The 20,337-nt window shown below is 71.4% G+C and carries 17 protein-coding genes; 5 read left to right on the top strand and 12 right to left on the bottom strand.

The features are described 5' to 3' along the window. Positions 1-75 precede the first annotated feature (75 nt). On the bottom strand, positions 76-804 hold the full coding sequence (locus ACIBZJ_RS21110; RefSeq protein WP_395932008.1) for a copper homeostasis protein CutC: 729 nt from the start codon (positions 802-804) through the stop codon (positions 76-78). Further along, a complete protein-coding gene (locus tag ACIBZJ_RS21105; protein WP_395932006.1) occupies positions 801-2,507 on the bottom strand; it encodes an MFS transporter in 1,707 nt (568 codons plus the stop codon). Before ACIBZJ_RS21105 ends, ACIBZJ_RS21110 begins: the two co-directional genes overlap by 4 nt. 80 nt (positions 2,508-2,587) lie before the next feature. On the opposite strand from ACIBZJ_RS21105, the gene ACIBZJ_RS21100 reads away from it, so the two are divergent. The 3 genes from ACIBZJ_RS21100 to pgi all read left to right on the top strand — a co-directional run bounded on the left by ACIBZJ_RS21100 (position 2,588) and on the right by pgi (position 6,761). Then, complete coding sequence (locus tag ACIBZJ_RS21100) at positions 2,588-3,172, top strand: TetR/AcrR family transcriptional regulator (protein ID WP_395932004.1); 585 nt, start codon at positions 2,588-2,590, stop codon at positions 3,170-3,172. Positions 3,173-3,259: 87 nt separating this feature from the next. Then, positions 3,260-5,086, top strand: a complete 1,827-nt coding sequence (locus ACIBZJ_RS21095) for a putative bifunctional diguanylate cyclase/phosphodiesterase (protein WP_395932002.1) — start codon at positions 3,260-3,262, stop codon at positions 5,084-5,086. A 40-nt stretch (positions 5,087-5,126) separates the two neighbouring features. Beyond that, on the top strand, positions 5,127-6,761 hold the full coding sequence (gene pgi, locus ACIBZJ_RS21090) for a glucose-6-phosphate isomerase (RefSeq protein WP_395932000.1): 1,635 nt from the start codon (positions 5,127-5,129) through the stop codon (positions 6,759-6,761). Positions 6,762-6,788: 27 nt separating this feature from the next. On the opposite strand, the gene ACIBZJ_RS21085 is transcribed toward pgi, so the two are convergent. The 10 genes from ACIBZJ_RS21085 to ACIBZJ_RS21040 all read right to left on the bottom strand — a co-directional run bounded on the left by ACIBZJ_RS21085 (position 6,789) and on the right by ACIBZJ_RS21040 (position 18,560). Next, positions 6,789-7,046 (bottom strand): hypothetical protein, encoded by a 258-nt coding sequence (locus ACIBZJ_RS21085; protein ID WP_395931998.1) that lies wholly within the window; start codon positions 7,044-7,046, stop codon positions 6,789-6,791. 217 nt (positions 7,047-7,263) lie between these two features. Then, positions 7,264-8,292: a hypothetical protein gene (locus ACIBZJ_RS21080; RefSeq protein ID WP_395931996.1), complete on the bottom strand. Its 1,029-nt coding sequence runs from the start codon at positions 8,290-8,292 to the stop codon at positions 7,264-7,266. A gap of 13 nt (positions 8,293-8,305) precedes the next feature. Then, positions 8,306-8,791, bottom strand: coding sequence for a SigE family RNA polymerase sigma factor (locus ACIBZJ_RS21075; protein ID WP_395931994.1), 486 nt, complete (start codon positions 8,789-8,791; stop codon positions 8,306-8,308). Positions 8,792-8,954: 163 nt separating this feature from the next. Continuing rightward, on the bottom strand, positions 8,955-10,421 hold the full coding sequence (locus tag ACIBZJ_RS21070; RefSeq protein WP_395931992.1) for an OFA family MFS transporter: 1,467 nt from the start codon (positions 10,419-10,421) through the stop codon (positions 8,955-8,957). 168 nt (positions 10,422-10,589) lie between these two features. Then, positions 10,590-12,158, bottom strand: coding sequence for an extracellular solute-binding protein (locus tag ACIBZJ_RS21065; RefSeq protein WP_395931990.1), 1,569 nt, complete (start codon positions 12,156-12,158; stop codon positions 10,590-10,592). A gap of 26 nt (positions 12,159-12,184) precedes the next feature. Then, on the bottom strand, positions 12,185-14,209 hold the full coding sequence (locus ACIBZJ_RS21060; protein ID WP_395931988.1) for a substrate-binding domain-containing protein: 2,025 nt from the start codon (positions 14,207-14,209) through the stop codon (positions 12,185-12,187). A 132-nt stretch (positions 14,210-14,341) separates the two neighbouring features. Beyond that, positions 14,342-15,523, bottom strand: a complete 1,182-nt coding sequence (mftD, locus tag ACIBZJ_RS21055; protein ID WP_395931986.1) for a pre-mycofactocin synthase MftD — start codon at positions 15,521-15,523, stop codon at positions 14,342-14,344. A 213-nt stretch (positions 15,524-15,736) separates the two neighbouring features. Then, the gene (locus tag ACIBZJ_RS21050) at positions 15,737-16,570 is read right to left on the bottom strand and encodes an ATP-binding cassette domain-containing protein (RefSeq protein WP_395931984.1); all 834 of its coding nucleotides are present in this window, start codon (positions 16,568-16,570) and stop codon (positions 15,737-15,739) included. After that, positions 16,567-17,601 carry an ABC transporter permease gene (locus ACIBZJ_RS21045; protein ID WP_395931982.1) on the bottom strand — a complete coding sequence of 345 codons (1,035 nt, stop codon included), beginning with the start codon at positions 17,599-17,601 and terminating at the stop codon, positions 16,567-16,569. The genes ACIBZJ_RS21050 and ACIBZJ_RS21045 overlap by 4 nt, the downstream gene beginning before the upstream one ends. After that, positions 17,598-18,560 (bottom strand): sugar ABC transporter substrate-binding protein, encoded by a 963-nt coding sequence (locus tag ACIBZJ_RS21040; RefSeq protein WP_395931980.1) that lies wholly within the window; start codon positions 18,558-18,560, stop codon positions 17,598-17,600. Before ACIBZJ_RS21040 ends, ACIBZJ_RS21045 begins: the two co-directional genes overlap by 4 nt. A 124-nt stretch (positions 18,561-18,684) precedes the next feature. Here ACIBZJ_RS21040 and ACIBZJ_RS21035 point away from each other — a divergent pair, with 124 nt between their 5' ends. Together ACIBZJ_RS21035 and iolB are read left to right on the top strand one after the other, a co-directional pair. Beyond that, entirely contained in the window at positions 18,685-19,419 is a 735-nt protein-coding gene (locus tag ACIBZJ_RS21035; RefSeq protein WP_395931978.1) for a GntR family transcriptional regulator, read from the top strand. Further along, on the top strand, positions 19,416-20,297 hold the full coding sequence (gene iolB, locus ACIBZJ_RS21030; RefSeq protein WP_395931976.1) for a 5-deoxy-glucuronate isomerase: 882 nt from the start codon (positions 19,416-19,418) through the stop codon (positions 20,295-20,297). The genes ACIBZJ_RS21035 and iolB overlap by 4 nt, the downstream gene beginning before the upstream one ends. Positions 20,298-20,337 lie beyond the last annotated feature (40 nt).

Here is a 20,337-nt window from a genome sequence, read left to right as displayed (position 1 = left end):
CCCGGCGTCTTCGTGCTGGCCACCCGGATCGTCCGGAACCGCCGCCGGCCGGTCGAGGACTCAGCGGTCGAGGACTCAGCGGTCGAGTTCGGCGAGCAGGTCGCGGATGACGTTGCCGGACGTGACGAGCCGGTGGCCCTCGTCGTAGGGCAGCGCGGGGTTGACGAACCGGGCAGCGGACTGCACGGGCTCCGTGGCCCGGAGGTGGACTTCGGGTACGCCGGTACGGCCGACGAGTTCGCGGACGCCGTCCGGGCGGACTCCCCCGCCCGCCATCACCGCGATCCGGCCTCCCGCGCGCTGGACGAGATCGCGGAGCACCTCGGCTCCCTCGAGCCCGCTACGGCGGCCGCCTGACGTCAGCACGCGGTCGACCCCGAGGTCGATCAGTGTGTCGAGCGACCGCTGCGGGTCAGCGGTCGCGTCGAAGGCCCGGTGGAACGTGACCTCGCTGTTCCCGGCCGCGTCGAGGAGCCGGTGCACGGCGGCGACGTCGATCTCCCCGTCCGGCGTGAGCGCTCCGACGACGACGCCGGCCCGCGGGTCGGAGAGCGGCAGCAACCGCAGGTCCTCGCACTGGACGTCGAGTTCGTCGGCGGCGTAGACGAAGTCGCCGCCGCGGGGCCGGACCAGCACCCGGACGCCGATCCGCCCGGTCGCGGCGAGTACCGACCGCACCAGCCCGAGGCTGGGCGTCACACCGCCCTCGGCCAGGCCCGAGCACAGCTCCACCCGGTCGGCCCCGGCCCGCTCGGCGCACCGGGCCCCGGCCACGTCGTCCACACAGATCTCCACGAGCGTCACGCCGCCGAATCATTCCGCCGCTCCGCCGGCCCGGCCGCAGCGACCCCCGCCCGGTCCGGCCCGCCCAGAGGAGGCCCAGCCGGCCCAGACCCAGCAGGCCCAGGCCCAGCCCCAGGCGGCGCGGCCCCAGGCGGCCCAACCCAAGCAGGCCCAGGCCCAGCAGGCCCAGGCCCAGCAGGCCCAGGCCCAGCAGGCCCAGGCCCGGCCAGCGCCGCCCCAGCCGGCTCAGCGGCGGAGGGGATCACCCGCCAGGCCACCGCAGCCGCGGCCACCAGCAGCACCGCCGCGATCAGCGACGTCGCCTGCATCGCGTCGACGAACGCGGCGCGCGCCGCACCGAGCGACACGTCGCCCGCCGACTCCGCGCCGGCCGCCGCGCTCGCCAGCGACTCGCGCACCGCCGCGTCGGTCCCCTCCGGTAACGCGTGCCGGTACAGCACGGTCTGGACGCTCCCGAGGACCGCGATCCCCAGCGCCACCCCGAGTTCGTACGCGGTCTCCGCCACCGCCGACGCCGACCCGGCCCGATCGGCCGGAACCGCCGCCAGCACGGCGTCCGTCGTCAGCGTGAACGCGAGGCCGACGCCGAGCCCCAGCAACACCAGGGCCAGCGCCAGCCACCGGAACTGCGCGAGCCCCTCGGCGGCCGCGAGTCCGGCGAAGCCCGCCGCGGCCAGCAGCAGGCCGCCACCGATCACCCGGCCCCGCCCCCAGCGGGAGACCAGCCACCCGGCGACCGCCACCACCGCGATCGACGCGAGCGTCGCCGGTAACTCGCGCGCCCCCGCGACCTGCGGGCTGTCACCCCGCACCAGCTGCAGATAGGGCGAGAAGAAGAACAACAGGCCGCTGAACGCGAAGATCGCCAGCAGGCTGGCCACGACCGCCCCGGTGAACGCCGGCCGGGCGAACAACCGCACGTCGATCAACGGCGACGACGCCCGCCGCTGCCGCCGCACGAACGCGACCCCGGCGACGACGCCGAGCAGTGCCGCCACGGCCGCGGCCGGCGAGACCCCGTGCGACACCGTCTGCTTCACGGCGAAGACCGGCCCGACGATCCCCACCACCGACAAGGCGGCCCCGACCAGGTCGAACGGCCCCGGGCGCGGGTCCCGCGACTCCGGCAGCAGCACCGCGCCGAACCCGATCAGCAGCAGCATCACCGGCACGTTCAGCAGGAACACCGAGCCCCACCAGAAGTGCTCGAGCAGCGCTCCACCGACCAGCGGTCCGAGTGCCGCACCCCCGCCGGCCGCCGCCGACCAGATCGCGATCGCGGTCGTCCGCTGCCGGGCGTCGAGGAACAGGCCGCGGATGATCGAGAGCGTCGAGGGCATCAGCGTCGCCCCGGCGACGCCGAGCAGCGCCCGCCCGACGATCAGCCAGCCCGGCGTCGGCGCGAACGCGGCCAGCAGCGATGCCAGCACGAAGCCGGCCGAGCCGATCAGCAGCAGGCGCTTGCGGCCGATCCGGTCGGCCAGCGTGCCCATTGTGACCAGCAGGCCGGCCAGCGCGAACGAGTAGACGTCACCGATCCACAGCAGCGCGGTCGCCGACGGCGCGAGGTCGGCGGTGAGTGCGGGCACGGCGAGCGAGAGCACTGTCGCGTCGATCGCCAGCACGACGACGGCGAGCGTCACGACGGCGAGCGCGGCCCACTCCCGGCGACCGGCCGGACGGATCGGAGCCAACGGAGTCATGACGATTAACGTACCGTCCAGACGGTCGGTTAGCACCTGAGTATCGTCTGATCTCACATCCACGACCCCCGAGGAGCCCGATGGCGGGATCCGGACCCATCCGGGACAAGGCGCGTACCCGCCGCGCCCTGCTCGACGCCGCCGCCCGCGCGGTGCTGGCCCACGGAGCCACCGTCAGCCTCGACGTCGTCGCCCGCGAGGCCGGTGTCTCCAAGGGGGGGTTGCTGCACCACTTCCCCTCGAAGGAGGCGCTGTTCACGGCGCTGGCCGACGATCTGATCGCGCAGTTCGACGCCGCCGTCGACGCCCAGATCGACCCGGCCGACACCGCACCCGGCCGCCTCACCCGCGCCTACGTGCGGGCGATCTTCGCCGACCTCGAGCGCACCGACAGCGACACGACCACCCGCGAGCAGGCCACGCTGATGGGCGCGATCGGCCAGCTCCCCCGCGCACTCGACCGCGTCCGGGCCGACGGGCGCCGATGGCGGGCCGCCCTGGACGCCGACGGGTTGCACCCGCAGCGAGTCATCGCGGTCACCCGGGCCGCCGACGGCACCGCGTCGGCCTCGCTGTACGAGGGCCGCCTGGACGCCGCCGACCTGGCCGAAACCCGTGACCTCCTCCTCGCCTTGACCCGGGAAACCGGTCCTTTAGTTACATAAGGTGCAACCTTCCCGCAACCGGGCTGCACCCGTCCCGCTCCCCACGCCGGGAACGCTGGAAAGGTCCGCCCGGATCACGGAGGTTGGATGAGCGCTGAGCTGAGGCGGTCGGCCCGAACACCCCGACGCCGGCTTCGACCGTCGGTCATCGCCACCGGTCCGGCCATGGCGTCGACCGCCGCTGCCTGCTACGTGGTCGGCGGGACCGTCGGAGTGCTGACGCCGCTGCTGGCCGAACCGCATCGGGACCTGCCCGCCTCGGCCGCGCTGGCGGGCGGCTCGCTCGTCATGGGGCTCCTCGTCGGGCTGTTCGGCCGGCACCTGCCGCAGCGCGTGTTCTACGGGCTGAACCTGGGGACGCTGGTCTTCGTCGGCCTCGGCGTCTGGATGCACCGCGGCGAGTACGAGGCGACGCTGACCGGCTGCCTCTACCTCGTCGTGTCGATGTACGTGTTCTTCTTCTTCGACTGGACCGCCGGGTGCGTGATGGAAGCCCTGGTCGTCGCCTCGATCGTGGCGTCCAAATTGGCGTTCGACGCGTACCCCTGGGGTGCCGTCACCACGCTGATCGGCCTGAACCTGCTGATCGCGGGTGTGACCGGCTGGCTGGTCCGGGCGGCGGCGGAAGCCGACGTCGACGGGCTCACCGGCCTGCCGAACCGCCGCGGGTTCGACCGGACCCTCCACGAGGCCTTGGCGGACGTCGAACGCGGTGGCGGAACGCTGACCGTCGCGATGATCGACCTGGACGGCTTCGCGGCGGTCAACGAACAGCGCGGCCGCGCCGAGGGTGACCGCTGGCTGCAGGCGTTCGCCCGGGACTGGCTCGCGCACGGCGGTCCGGACGCGAGCATGGCCCGGCACGGGGCGGACGAGTTCGCGGTGATCGCCGCCGGCAAGACGTCGGGGCAGCTCACCCGGGAGCTGGACGCGTTCCGCGCGACCCAGCCCGGCTTCTCGGCCGGCCTCGCGTCCTGGCAGACCGGAGACACGCCGTCGATCCTGGCCGGACGGGCCGAGCTCGCGCTCTACGAGGCCCGCAGCACCGGCGGCGGCCGCACGTTCAGCCGGGACGCCGGGGGCGAGGGCTGGGTGATGCTCAGCTCGGCGCTGGCCAACAACGAGTTCACGGTCGTCTACCAGCCGATCGTCAGCGCGAAGACCGGCCTGGTCGCCGGGGCCGAGGCGCTGCTGCGCTGGACCCGCCCGGGCAAGGGGCCGGTCTCGCCGGCCGAGTTCATCCCGATCGCCGAGAGCACCGGCTTCATCACCCGGCTCGACCACTGGGTGCTGGAGACCGCGTGCCGGGAGGCGTCGGCCTGGCCCCGCGCGGTCGCGGCGAAGGTCACCGTGAACGTCTCCGGCCGGGAACTGCACCAGCCCGACTACTACCAGCAGGTCGTCGACGTGCTGATCCGCACCGGGCTGCCGGCCGACCGCCTGGTCCTGGAGGTCACCGAGAGCACGATGGAGGCCGACTCCCAGGTCGCGCTCGACGTGCTGCGCCGGTTGCGGGCCGACGGCGTCCGGATCGCGATCGACGACTTCGGCACCGGCTACTCGTCGCTGAGCCGGCTGCACCACCTGCCGGCCGACATCCTCAAGATCGACCGCTCGTTCGTGATGACGATCAAGCCCCAGGACACCGGCGCCCCGGTGATCGCGGCGATCACCGGCATGGCGCACGCCCTCGGGCTGACCACCGTGGCCGAAGGCGTCGAGCACGAGTACCAGGCCGCGGTACTGGCCCATCACGGCTGCGACGAGAACCAGGGCTGGCTGCACGGCCGCCCGGACGCCCCCGAACTGATCCACGCGGCACTCGGACAGCAGGCCCTCTCGATCGGTGAACCTTTTGTGAAGACCTTCGTAGGCAATAGTCGCGGTAAGTCTTCGCCTCACGGGCACGACTAACGTAGGCCCGGAAAACGCAGAGCATTGGGAGGGCACGACCATGTCCCCGAAGACTGTCGACATCGACGCGACACCTGAGTGGACCGCGGTCCGCGAGCACGCCGATCGGCTCCGAAGCACGCACCTGCGCGAACTGTTCGCCGCGGACGCGGGCCGGGCCGACGCGATGACCGTCGAGGCCGCGGGCCTGGTGGCCGACTACTCCAAGCACCGCGTCGACACCTCCGCGCTGCACTCGCTGCTCGCACTGGCCAGGGCCGCGGACGTCGAGGGCCACCGGGACGCGATGTTCCGGGGCGAGAAGATCAACACGACCGAGAACCGGGCCGTGCTGCACGTCGCCCTGCGCGCTCCGGCCGGCGCGTCGATCACGGTCGACGGTGAGGACGTCGTCCCGCTGGTGCACGAGGTGCTCGGGCGGATGGGGTCGTTCTCCGACCGGGTGCGCAGCGGCGAGTGGGTCGGTTCCACCGGCAAGCGCATCCGCACGGTCGTGAACATCGGCATCGGCGGCTCCGACCTCGGCCCGCGGATGGCCTACGAGGCGCTCAAGCCCTACTCCGACCCGCAGATCACCTGCCGGTTCGTCTCCAACGTCGACGGCGACGACCTCGCGTCGAACGTGAAGGACCTCGACGCCACCGAGACGCTGTTCATCGTCGCGTCGAAGACGTTCACCACGCTGGAGACGATGACCAACGCCCGGGCGGCCCGAGACTGGCTGGTGGCCCAGATCGGAGACGGCGCCGACGTCGCCAAGCACTTCGTCGCGGTCTCGACGAACCTGTCGGCGGTCGAGGAGTTCGGCATCGACCCGGCGAACACGTTCGGATTCTGGGACTGGGTCGGCGGCCGGTACTCGTTCGACTCCGCGATCGGTCTGTCGCTGATGGTCGCGATCGGCCGGGACGGCTTCGGCGAGCTCCTGGCCGGCATGCACGAGGTTGACGAGCACTTCCGCACCGCGCCGCTGGAGCAGAACCTGCCGGTGCTGATGGGCGTGCTCGGGCTCTGGTACCGCGAGTTCTTCAACGCGCAGAGCCACGCGGTGCTCCCCTACGCGCACTACCTCTCCCGCTTCACCGACTACCTGCAGCAGCTCGACATGGAGTCGAACGGCAAGCGGGTGCGCCGCGACGGCACGCCGGTCGATTACGAGACCGGCCCGATCGTCTGGGGCACGCCCGGCACCAACGGTCAGCACGCGTACTACCAGCTGATCCACCAGGGCACGACGCTGATCCCGGTCGACTTCCTGGCGTTCCTGCACCCGGCGCACGAGATGGGCGACCAGCACGACCTGCTCATCGCGAACGTGCTCGCCCAGGCCGAGGCGCTGGCGTTCGGCAAGACCGCCGAGGAGGTCGCCGCCGAGGGTGTGGCGCCCGAGCTCGTGCCGCACCGCACGTTCCCCGGCAACCATCCGTCGACGACGCTCGTCGTCGAGAAGCTCACCCCGCGGACGCTCGGCGCGCTGGTGGCGCTGTACGAGCACAAGGTGTTCGTGCAGGGTGCGATCTGGCAGATCAACTCGTTCGACCAGTGGGGCGTGGAGCTGGGCAAGGCGCTGGCCCAGCGGATCGTCCCCGAGCTGTCGTCGTCGGACGACCTCGACCACGACTCCTCGACGAACGCCCTGATCCGCCGCTACCGGGCCGCCCGCCGAAGCCGGTGACCGGCACGGCGCCGGTCCGGGGACGGATCAGGCGGCGAGCGGCCGGGCGAACGTCCGGGGAGCTTCCTCGAGGAGGCTGAGGGCCCAGCGCATGCGCGGGGCGGCGAGCTCCGGGCAGTCCCCGTACGCGGTGGCCATCGTGGCCACGCAGCCGCGGGTTCCCCCGCAGGCGCGGACCGAGGTCGCGATCGCGGCGTCGACGGCGGCGCGGCCCGGACGGGAACCGGTGGACAGGTCGCTGGCGAACAGGGCGGCGGCGCGGGCGGAGAGGAGCTGGCTTCGCATCGGGATCAACTCCGGGATCTCTGTGTCGAGCAGTCGGGGGTGAGCGGCGCCACACCAGAATGGACTTCTGGTGTGGCGGCCGCCTCCGGGACAGCACCTGATCGCAACCCCTACCGCGCCCTCAGGGTCACCCTCGGTTCCGTGACCCGCGCCTCCGGGTAACCCGGCAGGCGCAGAGTCCGGTGCCGGAGCGCCGCGTCGGAGAACGCGGTCGCGCTCAGCGGGCGAGGACGGCGTCCGGGCCCAGGCGGGCGGTCTCGGCCAGGGCCCGCAGCGCGCCCTCCGACGCCAGCGGGTCGGAAGAAGTCGACACCGACAGCAGCAGGACGGCCTCCGGGTGACCCGGGACCCGGTACGCGAAGCGCGGGGTCGGCGTCGCGAAGTACCGGCCGCCGGCCGGGATGTCCAGCGGCTTCAGCGGCTCGGACCCGTCCGAACCCGGGTCGGCCTCGGACGGCAGCGTCGAGAGGGTGATGCTGTCCTTCGACAGCACTCCGACGCTGAGCCGCTCGCGCGGACCGCCCACGGGAGGCGGGCCCGCGTCGACGTAGCCGACGTAGGAACCAGCATCGTCGGCGATTACCCAGCCGATCTTGGCGCCCGCGGGAGTCGCCATCCGCACGACGTCCTCGACCGGCTGCGGCTGGTCGGTGATGCTCTCCGCCACCCGGACGAGATCGTTCTGCGAGACCGGTACGCGGGGCCGAGCCGCGCGATCGGCCACGACCTCGATCCACTGGCCCGGTTTGCGCTGGTAGGTCAGCTCGGCGAACCGATCGGGGTACGTCTTCGTCGGCGCCCAGTAGATCGTCGCCGGTGTCCCGCCGACGTCGATCGTGGTCACCGGGCTCAGCCGCGTCGGCGCGACCGGCGTCACCCACACCGACACGGTCTGCACCGCGTCCAGGCGACCGGCGTCGACCGACCACGTCTCCGGCCCTTGATAGAGCACCCGCGGCTTACCCAGCCCGGCCGGGAACCACCCGACACTGATCGGAGCCGGCGGCGCCGTCTCTCTCGTGCCGTCGGAGATCCGCAGCGTCCGGGTCTCGTCCGGCCGGACGATCGCGGTGATCCCGATGCCGCCGAACAGGAGCACCACCACGGCCGCCGCGACCCCGCTGAGCACCCGGCGTCGGTGGGCTCGGCGGCCCCGTTCCAGGACGATGCCGAGCAGCCCGTCCGGCGAGGGAGCCGCGTCGGCCCGGCGAGCCATCGTGGTCCGCAAGTCGGAATCCAGATCCATCAGAACTCTCTCCTCACCGGGCGTGGACGATCTCGGCCGACTGCCGTAGCCGGGCCAGGCCGCGGCTGGCGTGCCCGCGGACGGTGCCCGGTGAGCAGCCGATCAGCTCGGCGATCGCCGGGTCATCGAGGTCTTCGAAGAAGCGCAGCGTGAGAACCGCCCGCTGCTGGCGGGGCAGGGTGGCGAGCAGCACCCAGAGCGCGTCGCGGTCGGCGATGCCGTCGGCATGGTCCGCGGCCACCGAATCGACGCCGTCCGGCGCCGGGATCTCGCCGGACGACCGGCGACGGCGCCAGGACAGGTAGTGGCGCAGGATCGTCTTGCGCACGTACGGGCCCGGCTGCTCGATACGTCTCGACCAGCGGCGATGGACTTTGACCAGTGCTTCCTGCACCAGGTCTTCGGCGAGGTGGTGGTCGCCGGTGAGCACCCACGCGAACCGCAGCAAGGCGGCGCCGTCGGCCGCTACGTAGGAGCCGAAGTCAGGTTCATCGAGCATGCCTCTCCTCCCGTGTCGTCAGTAAGACGCGGGAGGAGAGGCGTTCTGTCTGCCGCCTACTCGAACAGTTTGGCCGCGGTGATCACGGTCTGGATGACGCCGTATCCGAGCAGGACCGTGACCAGGAGCCAGGAGATGACCAGCCGGACGGTCTGGGTGTTGTTCACGCGGTCGCCTCCTTCGAAGCGTTGGTGCCAGCAGCCGGTTCGGTTTCAGCCGGTTCGGGAGCCCGGGCGTCGGCGGTGGGCTCCGGGGGCGCCGAGGACGCGGGCTCGTGGAACCGCTCGGCCACCGGACGGATCAGCAGGTTCGCGACGAACCCGACGGCCAGCACGCCGACCATCGTGAACAACGCCGGCCGGTACGCCGACGCGGTCAGCGAACCGGGCTCTCCTTTGGCGTCCAGAAAGCCGTTGATGATGAGCGGCCCGGCGACGCCGGCCGCGGACCACGCGGTCAGCAACCGACCGTGGATCGCGCCGACCTGGAACATTCCGAAGAGGTCACGCAGGTAGGCCGGCGCGGTGGCGAAACCGCCGCCGTAGAACGAGATGATGAAGCCGGCGAGCAGGACGAAGAGCCAGGTCGCGGAGCTGCCGGCGGTCGCGAGCAACAGGTAGAGGACGATTCCGACGCCCAGGTAGAGCAGGTAGATGCGCTTGCGGCCGAGGTAGTCCGACGTCGTCGACCAGGCGAACCGGCCGGCCATGTTGAACAGGGAGAGCACGCCGACGAACCCGGCCGCGGCCGACACCCCGACCGTGGAGGTCCCGTTCTCGCGGAAGAAGTCCTGGATCATCGGGCTGGCCTGCTCCAGGATGCCGATCCCGGCCGTCACGTTGCAGAACAACACGACCCACAGCAGCCAGAACGACGGCGTCTTGATCGCGTTCGCGGCCGACACGCTCGCGGTCGTGACCAGCGGCTTGGCGGCGACCGTGGCCGGGTCGAAGCCCTCCGGCCGCCAGCCTTCCCGCGGCACCCGGACGTTGAACACGCCGAACATCATGATGAGGAAGTAGACGATGCCGAGCGTCACGAACAGCATCACCAGCGCGTGCCCGTCGGCGATCGACTTCGCGTTCGACGGGTCGTACCCCGAGTCGTAGAACCCCATCAGCTGACGCGACGCCGGGCTGGCGATCAGCGCACCGCCGCCGAAGCCCATGATCGCCAGCCCGGTGGCCAGGCCGGGACGGTCCGGGAACCACTTGATCAGCGTGGACACCGGCGAGATGTAGCCGATGCCCAGTCCGATGCCGCCGAGGAACCCGTACCCGAGGTAGACGAGCCAGAGCTGCTTCGTGCCGATACCGAGCGCACCGACCAGGAAGCCCGCGCCCCAGAAGCAGGCCGAGACGAACATGGCCTTGCGGGGACCGTTCGTCTCCACCCAGGTTCCGGCGACCGCGGCGGAGAGGCCGAGCATCACGATCGCGATGCTGAAGATGATCCCGATCGCGGTCTGGCTGACGTCGAAGTGCGCGATCAGCGAGTTCTTGTAGACGCTGGTCGCGTACGCCTGCCCGATGCACAGGTGGACGGCCAGCGCGGCCGGCGGGATGAGCCAGCGGTTGAACCCGGCGGGCGCAACCGTATGCTCCCGATCCAGGAAAGACAATGCGGACAAAGCGCCCTCCCCAGCGAGGCTGAGCGGCTAATGGGTGCCGATCGTAGGCCTGGTGTGGTGCAGGCCACACCACTTGGTTTCGCTGCGCGACGATTCCTCATTGACGTGTCACTCATGCCGATCCGTCCGTGTTCGGGCGGTGAAAGGTCGATTCGAGGCGGTAAGCGGTTAGCGCCGTTCGCCCCGGAGCGCGGCGCGGAGCCGGTCACCGAGATCCGGTGGGGGCCCGGCACCGGTGACCAGCATCGTGTGCACGGCCTCCCGCAGCACCTCGCTGAACAGCGCGTAGTGCGGCGACTTCGGCCGCGGCCGGGCCGCCTCGAGTGCCTTGAGCAGCTCGTCGGCGTAGGGATAGACCTGCTTGATCTTCGCGTCCTCGTACACGACCCGCCGGGTCGCGGCGAACCCTCCGCGCTCGAACAGGATCTGCTGGCTGCGGGAGTCGGTGAGGAAATTGATCAGGGCCTCCGCGGCCCGCGGATGGCTGCTGTGCTCGGCGATCGCCAGGTTTTGCCCGCCCAGGACGCTCGGCCACGGCAGCGGCGAGACCTCGAAGTCGATGCGCGTCGTGCCGGGTTCGGTGGGATTTTCGAGCCTCCGGTACGCGACCGGCCAGTTGCGCATGAACAGCGCCCGGTCGGCCCGGAACGCCGACGTGCTCGCGTCCTCGGTGTACTCGAGCGACGTGGGCAGGATCTGTTTCGGGTCCGAGTGCACCCCGTCGACGAGTTGACGCAGACCCTCCTGGGCCTGGCGGGAGTCGACGTGGACGTGGCCGTCGTCGTCGACGATGTCGCCGCCCGCGCTCCAGACCGCCTCGATCGCGTTGACGGTCAGGCCCTCGTAGTCCCCGAGCTGGGTGACGAAGCCGGCCTCCGGCACCGTGCCCGCCCGGGGATTGCCCTCCAGCACGCGGGCGATCGACGCCAGCATCGACGTCCAGGACGACGGGGCCTTCGGCACCAGGGCCGTGCGCCGGTAGAGCAGCGCGGCGTCGGTGTTGAACGGCAGCGCCCAGAGTTTGCCCTTGTACTCGCAGGTGCCGAGCGGGCCGGAGAGGAACGCGTCCCGGTCGACGTCGTCGTCGGGGAACTCGCGGAGCAGGCCCGCCTCGGCGAACTCCGGCAGGAACGCGACGTCGAGGTTCAGCACGTCGATCGGGCCGCCGTCGCCGTCGGCGCGGGCCAGCATCTCGCTGCGCTCGGCGTCGGCGATGTTCGGCACCTCCTCGATCCGGGCCGGGTGCTCGGGGTGCAGGCGGTTCCATTCCGCGATGAGCTCCTGGCGCTGGCCACCGGCGCTGTCGTCGGAACCGCTGAGCAGCACCAGCTCGCCGTCCTCCCAGGACGTATCGGTGAGGTGGGGGCGCAGGTAGCCGACGCCGACGACGACGAGCACGCCGACGAGGAGGCCGGCCAGGAAGCCGGACCAGCCCGGGTGGTCGCGCCGGAAGTCGCGACCGGCCTGCCACCAGGCCAGCGCCCCGCTCGGCCGGTCGTCACCGTCACCGGGAGCAGGCCGGTCGTCACCGGGAGCGGGCCGGTCGTCACCGCGAGGGGGCCGCTCTCGGCCCGCCGCTCCGGGCCGGCGCGCGGAGCCGTCACCCGGAACGGCGGAGGCGTCCGCTGCGGCGGCGGGCCGGTCCGGAGGGGCCGCGGGCCGGTCCGGCTCGTCGATGTCGTCGGAGAACATCGGCTGGTGCGGACGTCCCCGCCCCTCCGACTGCTCAGTCCCCATCGGTCCGGCCACCTCTCACTCCGCGCTCAGCGCGCCTCGAACAGATCGATCAGGACGCCGCCCAGCGTCCGTGAGTCGGCGCTCTCGCACTCCCCGCCGGACCCGTCGGTCAGCGTGGACAGCGGCAGCCCGGCACAGTCCGCGTCCCCCAGCGCCACCACCGAGATCCGGACCTTCGCCGTCGACGCGCGCGCGGCCAGTGCCCGGGGTGTCGGCGGGCGGCCTTCGTCGGTGTCTTCGCCGTCGGTGACCACGATCAGCGTCGTCACCTGGTCTTCGTCCGCACGCCCCAGGGCGTCCAGCCCGGCCTCGATCGAGCGGTAGAGCGGCGTGCCGTGGTCCGGGTGCACGGCCTTCAGCGCCCGGTCGGCGAGACGCCCCGCCTCCCCGGGCGGCCGGACCCGGAGGTCGAGGAGTTGCCGCGGCTGGGCCGGGAACGTCCACAGTCCCACCTCGTCGCTCTGCCCGATCGTGTCGAACGCCGCCGTGATCCCGGTGCGGGCCGCGTCGAACCGCGTCCCGGCGTCGACCTTCGTCTTCATCGACCCGGACGAGTCGAGCAGCACCAGCGTCCGGGCCGGGCGGCTCGCGATCGCGTACGCGTCGAGCGCCTGGTCGACGTCGGCCGACGGCGGGCCGGCGTGGGCGAACACGGCGTCGGGGTGCACACCCCAGCGCACGGTCAGCGGCTCGGCGAGCGAGGTGTCGCCCACCGGAGGCCGCAGCCCGACCGTGATCAGCGCGCGCCGCCCGGCCTCCGACCGCAGCCACTCGGCCCAGTCGCGTGCGGCGTCGCTCTGCCGCGCGGTGACGTGGGACCAGCGCAGCCGGACCAGCGGATGGTCGAGCGCCGCGGTGTCGGCCGGGTACGCGGCGACCAGCTGCCGATCGGCCGGTACCGGGTCGTCGGACGGGCAGTTCTCCCCCAGCGGCCGGCCGAGGTTGTAGCGGACGAGCTGCTGCTCGGTGAGGATCACGGCGGGCGTCCCGCTCCGGCTCGCGGCGACGGCGGGCGTCGCGGCGGGCACGTCCGCGGCCCGGTGGCGGCAGAGGATCGCGTCCGCGTTCCCGAGCGTGTACCGGCCCCGGTCGAGCGCGCCCCCGATCCTCCGCTCGAGCGCCCGCGCCGCGTCAGCGTCGTACGCTTTCGCGCCGTCGGACAGGCTGCGGTAGATCAGCTCGGTCGCGACCTCACCCGTCGTCGACGTCGCCGGTTGCGGGCGGACGACGGACAGCCCGGCGTCGTCCGCGGCGTCGAGCAGTTCGGCCCACGTGCGGCGGGTCCAGCGCTCGTCGCCCTCCGGAGCCAGTCGGGCCGGGATCCCGAGCACGAGCGGGGTGGTGGCGATCGCTTCCACCGACTCGATCAGCGAGCCCCGTTCGGACTTGCCCGCTTCGGCCACCCGGGTCACGTCCACCGTGGAGTCGGGCATCCACGCGTCCGGGCGTGGACCGATCTCCTCCAGGCTGTCGGTCGACCAGCCGTTGGCCAGCGCGTCCCGCGCGGCGGCCGGGTCGGCGGCGTAGGGGTAGACGTCGGCGCTCGCGCAGCCCTGGTGCCGCGCCGCGGACTGCTCCTCGTACTCGGTGGCCAGCGCGGACGTCGTCGCCAGGCTCTCCGGCGTCGTGAGGACGCGCAGCGTCGGCGGCGGCTGGCAGCCGATGATCCAGTAGTAGATCTTCTGCTGGCCCGACGGGACCAGGATCAGACCGACGATCAGGCCCAGCACCACGACGACGGCGGGCAGGCCGATCGCCCGTACCGGCCGCGGCAGCCCCGACCAGAGGTCCCGCAGCCAGGTGCGCACCGGGCCGGGTGGCAGCAAATCCCGCAGCACGTCGCCGAGCCGGCGCAGCGCCCACACCATCGCCTCGGTCATCGTCAGCGCCCCGAGCATGGAGAACAGCGCCAGAGCCGTCCAGGCCAGACCCGAATCCGGCAGGTCGGTCGCTGCGGCGGGCCCCCCGATCGCGAAGGTGGCGAGCACGAACGCCACCAGATACCGCCGGTGCGGCCGCAATCGCCGGCGCCCCGAGCCGGCGTTCGTCACGATCATCCTCCCTGATCACCGTGGGTGGCCAGGATAGGACGCCGGGTCAACTTCCGGCTTTCCGCCGGTTCGGGCGCACACCGGCGGCGACGACGGCGAAGGGCGGACCGGCCCGCCCTTCACGAGGAGTCGTCAGGCCTTGACGGCCGAGCGGGTGAAGTCCGCCGGGATGATCAGGTCGTCCGGCGTGAGCTGGTGGACCGACGACTTGCCGAGGCCGTAGAGGGTCTCCGAGATCCCGTCGCGGATGATCACCAGGACGTTGTTGACGCCCTTCTCACCGTTCGCGCCCATCCCCCACAGATACGCCCGGCCGATCATCACGGCCCGCGCCCCCAGCGCCAGCGCCTTCACGACGTCGCTGCCGCGCCGGATCCCGCCGTCGAGCAGCACCTCGATCTGGTCGCCGACCGCGTCGGCGATCGCCGGCAGCAGCCGGATCGTGGCCGGGGTCGAATCGAGGTTGTTGCCGCCATGGTTGGAGACCGAGATCGCGGTGGCGCCGATGTCGACGGCGCGACGGGCGTCGTCCGGGTGCGTGATGCCCTTGATCATGAACGGGCCGCCCCACTGTTCGCGCAGCCAGGCGAGGTCGTCCCAGGTCGGCGCCGGGGTCTGGATCCACTGGCCGTAGGCGCCGAAGAACGTCGGCACCTCCTGGCCCGGCAGCACCAGGTTCGGGACGCCGAGGTCGGGCAGCGCGCCGCTCTTCATCCAGCGCCACAGGTAACCGGGGCGAGCCGCGACCGGGAGCGCGTACTTCCGGACGGCCTCGAAGTTGATCCGCTCCGGGATGAACGGGCTGCCCCAGTCCCGGCGGGAGTCGAAGATCCAGTCGAGCGTGACGATCAGGCCCTTGGCCCCGGCGGTACGGGCGCGCTCGGCGCGGGCCAGCATGGCCTCCCGGTCGCCCACCCAGTACGACTGGAAGAAGAGCTTCGGGTTCTCCTTGATGACCTCTTCGATCGGCTTCGAGGCGAACGACGACAAGCCCATCGCGGTACCGAGCTGGGCCGCGGCCTTGGCGACGCCGACCTCACCCTGGGGGTCGACGGCCTGGACGCCGGTCGGCGAGAGGAGGACCGGGAACGGGATCTCCTGGCCCATGACCGTGGTGGAGAGCTCGCGCGCGGCCGGCAGGTCGGCGATACGCGGCCGGAATCCCAGTTCGCGGAACGCGCCGACGTTGTCGTCCATCGTCGCGCCGGCCTCCGCGCCGCCTAACAGCGCGAGATAGACGGCCTTGGGCAGCCGTTTCTTCGCCCGCCGCTGCGCTTCCGCGACGGTCTCGAACCAATCCCTGGTACTCGCCATGTGTCTTCGGCTCTCGGCTCGGTGACGAGGCATCGCTGCGCCCGCCGGGGGTGATGGAGCAACCCTACGGCCATTACGGCACCCGGTGCCATAAGTTGGGCCAACCGTTGCCGAAATCTCAACCGGGGGTCCGGGTAGTGGTGCGGTAGCCGGGCCCAGGCCCGGGCGAGCGACTGGCCCTCCGCCCGAACCCGGCCACCGCGACACCCGAATTCACGTACTGAGCCCCTTGACCTCGGAGGACAGCGTCTTCGCCACCTCCGAGTCGTCTCCGAGCTCGGCCGTGAGCTCGTGGCTCAGCGCCTCGAGTTCCGCGCCGCCGGCCATCATCGCGGTCAGCTCGTCCAGTGTGATCTCGGCCTTCGGGAAGTCACCCATCGAACGCCCGCGCCGCAGCAGCATGAACCGGTCGCCGACCGGATACGCGTGGTGCGGATTGTGCGTGATGAACACGACGCCGAGCCCCTTGTCGCGCGCCCGGGCGATGTACTTCAGCACCACCCCCGACTGCTTGACGCCCAGCGCGGCCGTCGGCTCGTCCAGGATCAGCACCCGCGCCCCGAAGTACACCGCCCTCGCGATCGCGACGCATTGGCGCTCACCGCCCGACAGCGTGCCGATCGGCTGGTCCACGTCCCGCAGGTCGATGCCCATCGCGGCCAGCTCGGACTTCGTCGTCTTCTTCATGAACGCGGTGTCCATCCGACGGGCCGGTCCCCACCCGCGGGTGGGCTCCGAGCCGAGGAAGAAGTTCCGCCAGACCGGCATCAGCGGCACGACCGCCAGGTCCTGGTACACGGTCGCGATGCCGAGGTTCAACGCCTCCCGGGGGCTGCCGAAATGGCGCTCCTCGCCGTCGACGACGAGCCGGCCGTCGGAGTGCGGGTGTGCTCCGGCCAAGATCTTGATGAACGTCGACTTCCCGGCGCCGTTGTCGCCGAGTACGCAGGTCACCTCACCCGGCCGCACCGACGTCGTGACGTCGGCCAGCGCGATGATGTTGCCGTACCGCTTGCCGATGCCGTCCACTTCGATCAGGGAAGTCATCGCGATCGCTCCGCTCGCCGACGCACCGCTTCGTTCAACAGGACCGCACCGAGCAGCATCACCCCGAGGAACGCCTTGAGCCAGTTGTTGTCCCAGCCGGCGTAGACGATGCCCTGGTTGGTCATGCCGTAGATCAGCGCACCCAGCGCCGCACCGACCGCCGACCCGTACCCACCGGTGAGCAGGCACCCGCCGACCACCGCACAGATGATGTAGATGAACTCCTGCCCGACACCGGTGTTCGACTGCACGGTGGACGTCGTGAACAGCAGCAGCATGCCGACCAGCCAGCCGGCCCCGGCGCTGGTCATGAACAGCCCGATCTTCGTGCGGGCGACCGGCACGCCGACCTGCACCGCCGACGTCTTCGCGCCCCCGACCGCGAAGATCCAGTTCCCGACCCGGGTCTTGAGCAGCACCCAGGTGGCCACGAGCGTCACCAGGATCCACCAGAACACCGAGGCGTAGACCCGGCCGCCGAAGACCAGGACGTCCGACCCGAACACCGCGTGCGGCTGCGAGTAGAACGGCACGTTGGCCATGCCCTGGATCGCGACCTGGCCGATGATCGCCTTGACCGCGGCCAGGTCGATGCCCTGGAGCACGAAGAACGTCCCCAGCGTGACGATGAAGCTGGGCAACCCGGTGCGCATGACCAGCACGCCGTTCAGGAACCCGACGGCGAGGGCCAGGATCAGCGACACCAGCATCGCGGCCCAGATGTTCAGGCCCCACTCGGTCGTCATCACGCCGACCGCCAGGCCCGTGAACCCGGTCATCGCTCCGGCGGAGAGGTCGAACTCCCCGCCGATCATCAGCAGGGCGACCGCCACCGCCATGATGCCGATCGTCGACGCCGACCGGAGCCAGGTCGACGCTCCCGACGCGGTCGCGAACGTGTCGGTGATGACCGCGAAGAACACGAACACCGCGATGGCGGCGGCGAGCGCGCCGACCTCCGGCCGCCGCAGGACGCGCCCGAAGACGCCCCCTCCGGAGGTCAGCCGCTCGTCAGAGACAACTGCCGTCATCGCGTTCCCTTGGCCGCGAACTTGGCGACCTCGTCGGCGTTGTCCTTGGTCACGAACGCCGGACCGGAGTAGACCGGCTGGCCGCCACCGAGGTCGTTGCCGTTGATGCTCTTCAGGTACAGCGCGGTGACCGCGGCGTAGCCCTGGACGAACGGCTGCTGGTCGACCGCGAACTCGATCGTGCCGGCCTTGATGTCGTTGATGACGTCGGCCGAGAGGTCGAACGTCGCGACCTTGGCCGTGCTGCCCGACTCCTTGATCGCGCTCACCGCGTCGATCGCGTACTGGCCACCGAGCGTCAGCACGCCGTCGATCGTCTTGTCGGCCTGCAGCTTGGACGTGATCGTGGCCTGCACCGCGTTGTCGTCGGTTCCGTCGACCTGCAGGTTCGTGACCTTGCCGCCCATCGTCGAGGTGACCGCCTTGCAGCGCTCCTCCAGACCGACGTTGCCCGCTTCCTGGATCACGCAGAGCGCGTTCTTCCAGCCCGACGTCTTCAGCCGGGCCCCGACCGCGTTACCGGCGATCTCCTCGCTCTGACCGATGTGGGTCATCGCGCCGAATTCTTTCCACTTGTCGATGCCGGAGTTGATCGTGACGACCGGGATGCCGGCCGCGACCGCGTTCTTCACCGAGGTCTCCAGGCCGTCCGGGTTCGCCATCGAGACGACGATGCCGTTGACCTTGTCGGCCACCGCGCCGTCGATCAGCTGCGACTGCTTGGCCGGGTCCGGGTCGGACGCGTAGTTGACCTTGACGCCGTAGTCCTTCCCGGCGCGCTCGGCACCGGACTTGACCCGGTCCCAGAAGGCGTCACCGGGCGCCCCGTGGGTGATGACGGCGTATGTCAGGTCCAACTTGCTCGCGTCGGATGGCCCTTCCTCCTTGCCGGTCCCGCTGCACCCCGTCATGGCGAGGAACAGCGCGACTATCACTCCGGCTAGGGCGAACTTCTTCATTGAGTTCTCCTGGTGGGGCTACTGCTGGGGGTGTCGATCGTGGGGTGGAGTGTGGTAGACACCACTGGCGCTGTCAAGATTTTGTCTGGACATAATGACAACCGGTCGTGATGGAGGAGCGCCGATGCAGCCGCACATCACGCTCGACCGCAGTAGCCCGGTCCCGCTGTACTTCCAAGTCGCCGAGCAACTCGAGCACGCAATCGTGTCGGGCACGCTGGGCGCCGGCGACCGGATCGGCAACGAGGTGGCGATGGCCGCCGACCTCGGCCTGTCCCGGCCGACGATGCGCCAGGCGATCCAGGTGCTGGTCGACAAGGGGTTACTCGTCCGCAAGCGCGGGGTCGGCACCCAGGTCGTCCAGGGCCGGGTGCACCGCCCGCTCGAGCTGACCAGCCTCTTCGACGACCTGACCAAGGCCGGCCAGCAGCCCCGGACCGTCGTGCTGAAGCTGGAGCTGATCGAGCCCGACGACCAGGTGCGGGCCGAACTGCGCCTGGAAGACCACGCCCAGGTCTGGTACCTGGAGCGGTTGCGCTCGGTCGGCCCCGACCCGCTCGCCCACATGACGAACTACCTGCCGACCGACGTCGTCGACCTGGCCGCGGTGGACCTGGGCGAGACCGGCCTGTACCAGGCGATGCGCCGGGCCGGGGTCGTGATGCGGGTCGCCCGGCAGCGGATCACCGCCCGCCGCGCCGACGCGGCCGAAGCGCGGCTGCTCGGCGAGGTCGAGGGCGCGCCGGTGCTCACCATGGACCGGACCACCTACGACGACGCCGGCCGGGCGGTCGAGTACGGCACGCACGCCTACCGGCCCGACCGCTACGCGTTCGAGTCGACGCTGGTCGACCGATGAGGGAGGCTTCCGTGGGGCACTGGTTCCGGCCGGCCGGTTCGACGTCCGCGGACGGATTCGACGCGGTGATCACCCCGGAGGCCGCCGGGTGGACGTACTCCTCGCTGCGGGTCCTCACGCTGTCCCCCGGCTCCTCCCGCGAAATCGTCACCGGGCCGGAGGAGATGCTCGCGGTCCCGCTCTCCGGCGGCCTCACGGTCTCGGTCGACGACGCGTCGTTCGTCCTGTCCGGGCGGGCGGACGTCTTCGCCGGGCCGGCCGACTTCGCCTACCTCCCGGTAGGCGCCACCGCCGTTCTCCGGGCGGACGCCGGGGAGGCTCGGGTCGCGCTCTGCGGTGCCCGGACCGACCGGGAGCTGCCGTTCCGGTACGGTCCGGCCGCCGAGGTACCGGTCGAGCGGCGCGGAGCGGGGTCCGCGAGCCGGCTGGTCCGCAACTTCGGCACGGTGGACGCGTTCGAAACCGGTGCGCTGATCGCCTGCGAGGTCGTGACGCCGGCCGGCAACTGGTCGAGCTACCCGGCGCACAAGCACGACGAGGCCGGTCCGCACGAGTCCGAACTGGAGGAGATCTACTACTTCGAGATGTCGTCCGGGCCGGCGGGCGAACCCGGGTTCGGGTACCACCGCACGAGCAGCTCGGGCCGCGGCGAGATCGACGTACTGGCCGAGGTCCGCGATCGGGACATCGCGCTGGTGCCGTACGGCTGGCACGGCCCGTGCATCGCCGCGCCCGGCTTCGACATGTACTACCTGAACGTCATGGCCGGTCCGGGGGCCGAGCGCGCCTGGCTGATCTCCGACCACCCGGACCACGCCTTCGTCCGCGGCACCTGGGCGTCGGCGGCCGTCGATCCCCGGCTCGAGGAGATGCGCTGACGCCGGGCCTGACCTGAGCGGCCGGTCGGTAGGTTGGAGT

The sequence above is a fragment of the Cryptosporangium sp. NPDC051539 genome, from assembly GCF_044454545.1.
GTDB lineage: Bacteria > Actinomycetota > Actinomycetes > Mycobacteriales > Cryptosporangiaceae > Cryptosporangium.
The sequence above is the reverse complement of the archived record's forward strand: the minus strand, read 5'-3'. Positions and strand labels throughout refer to the sequence as shown.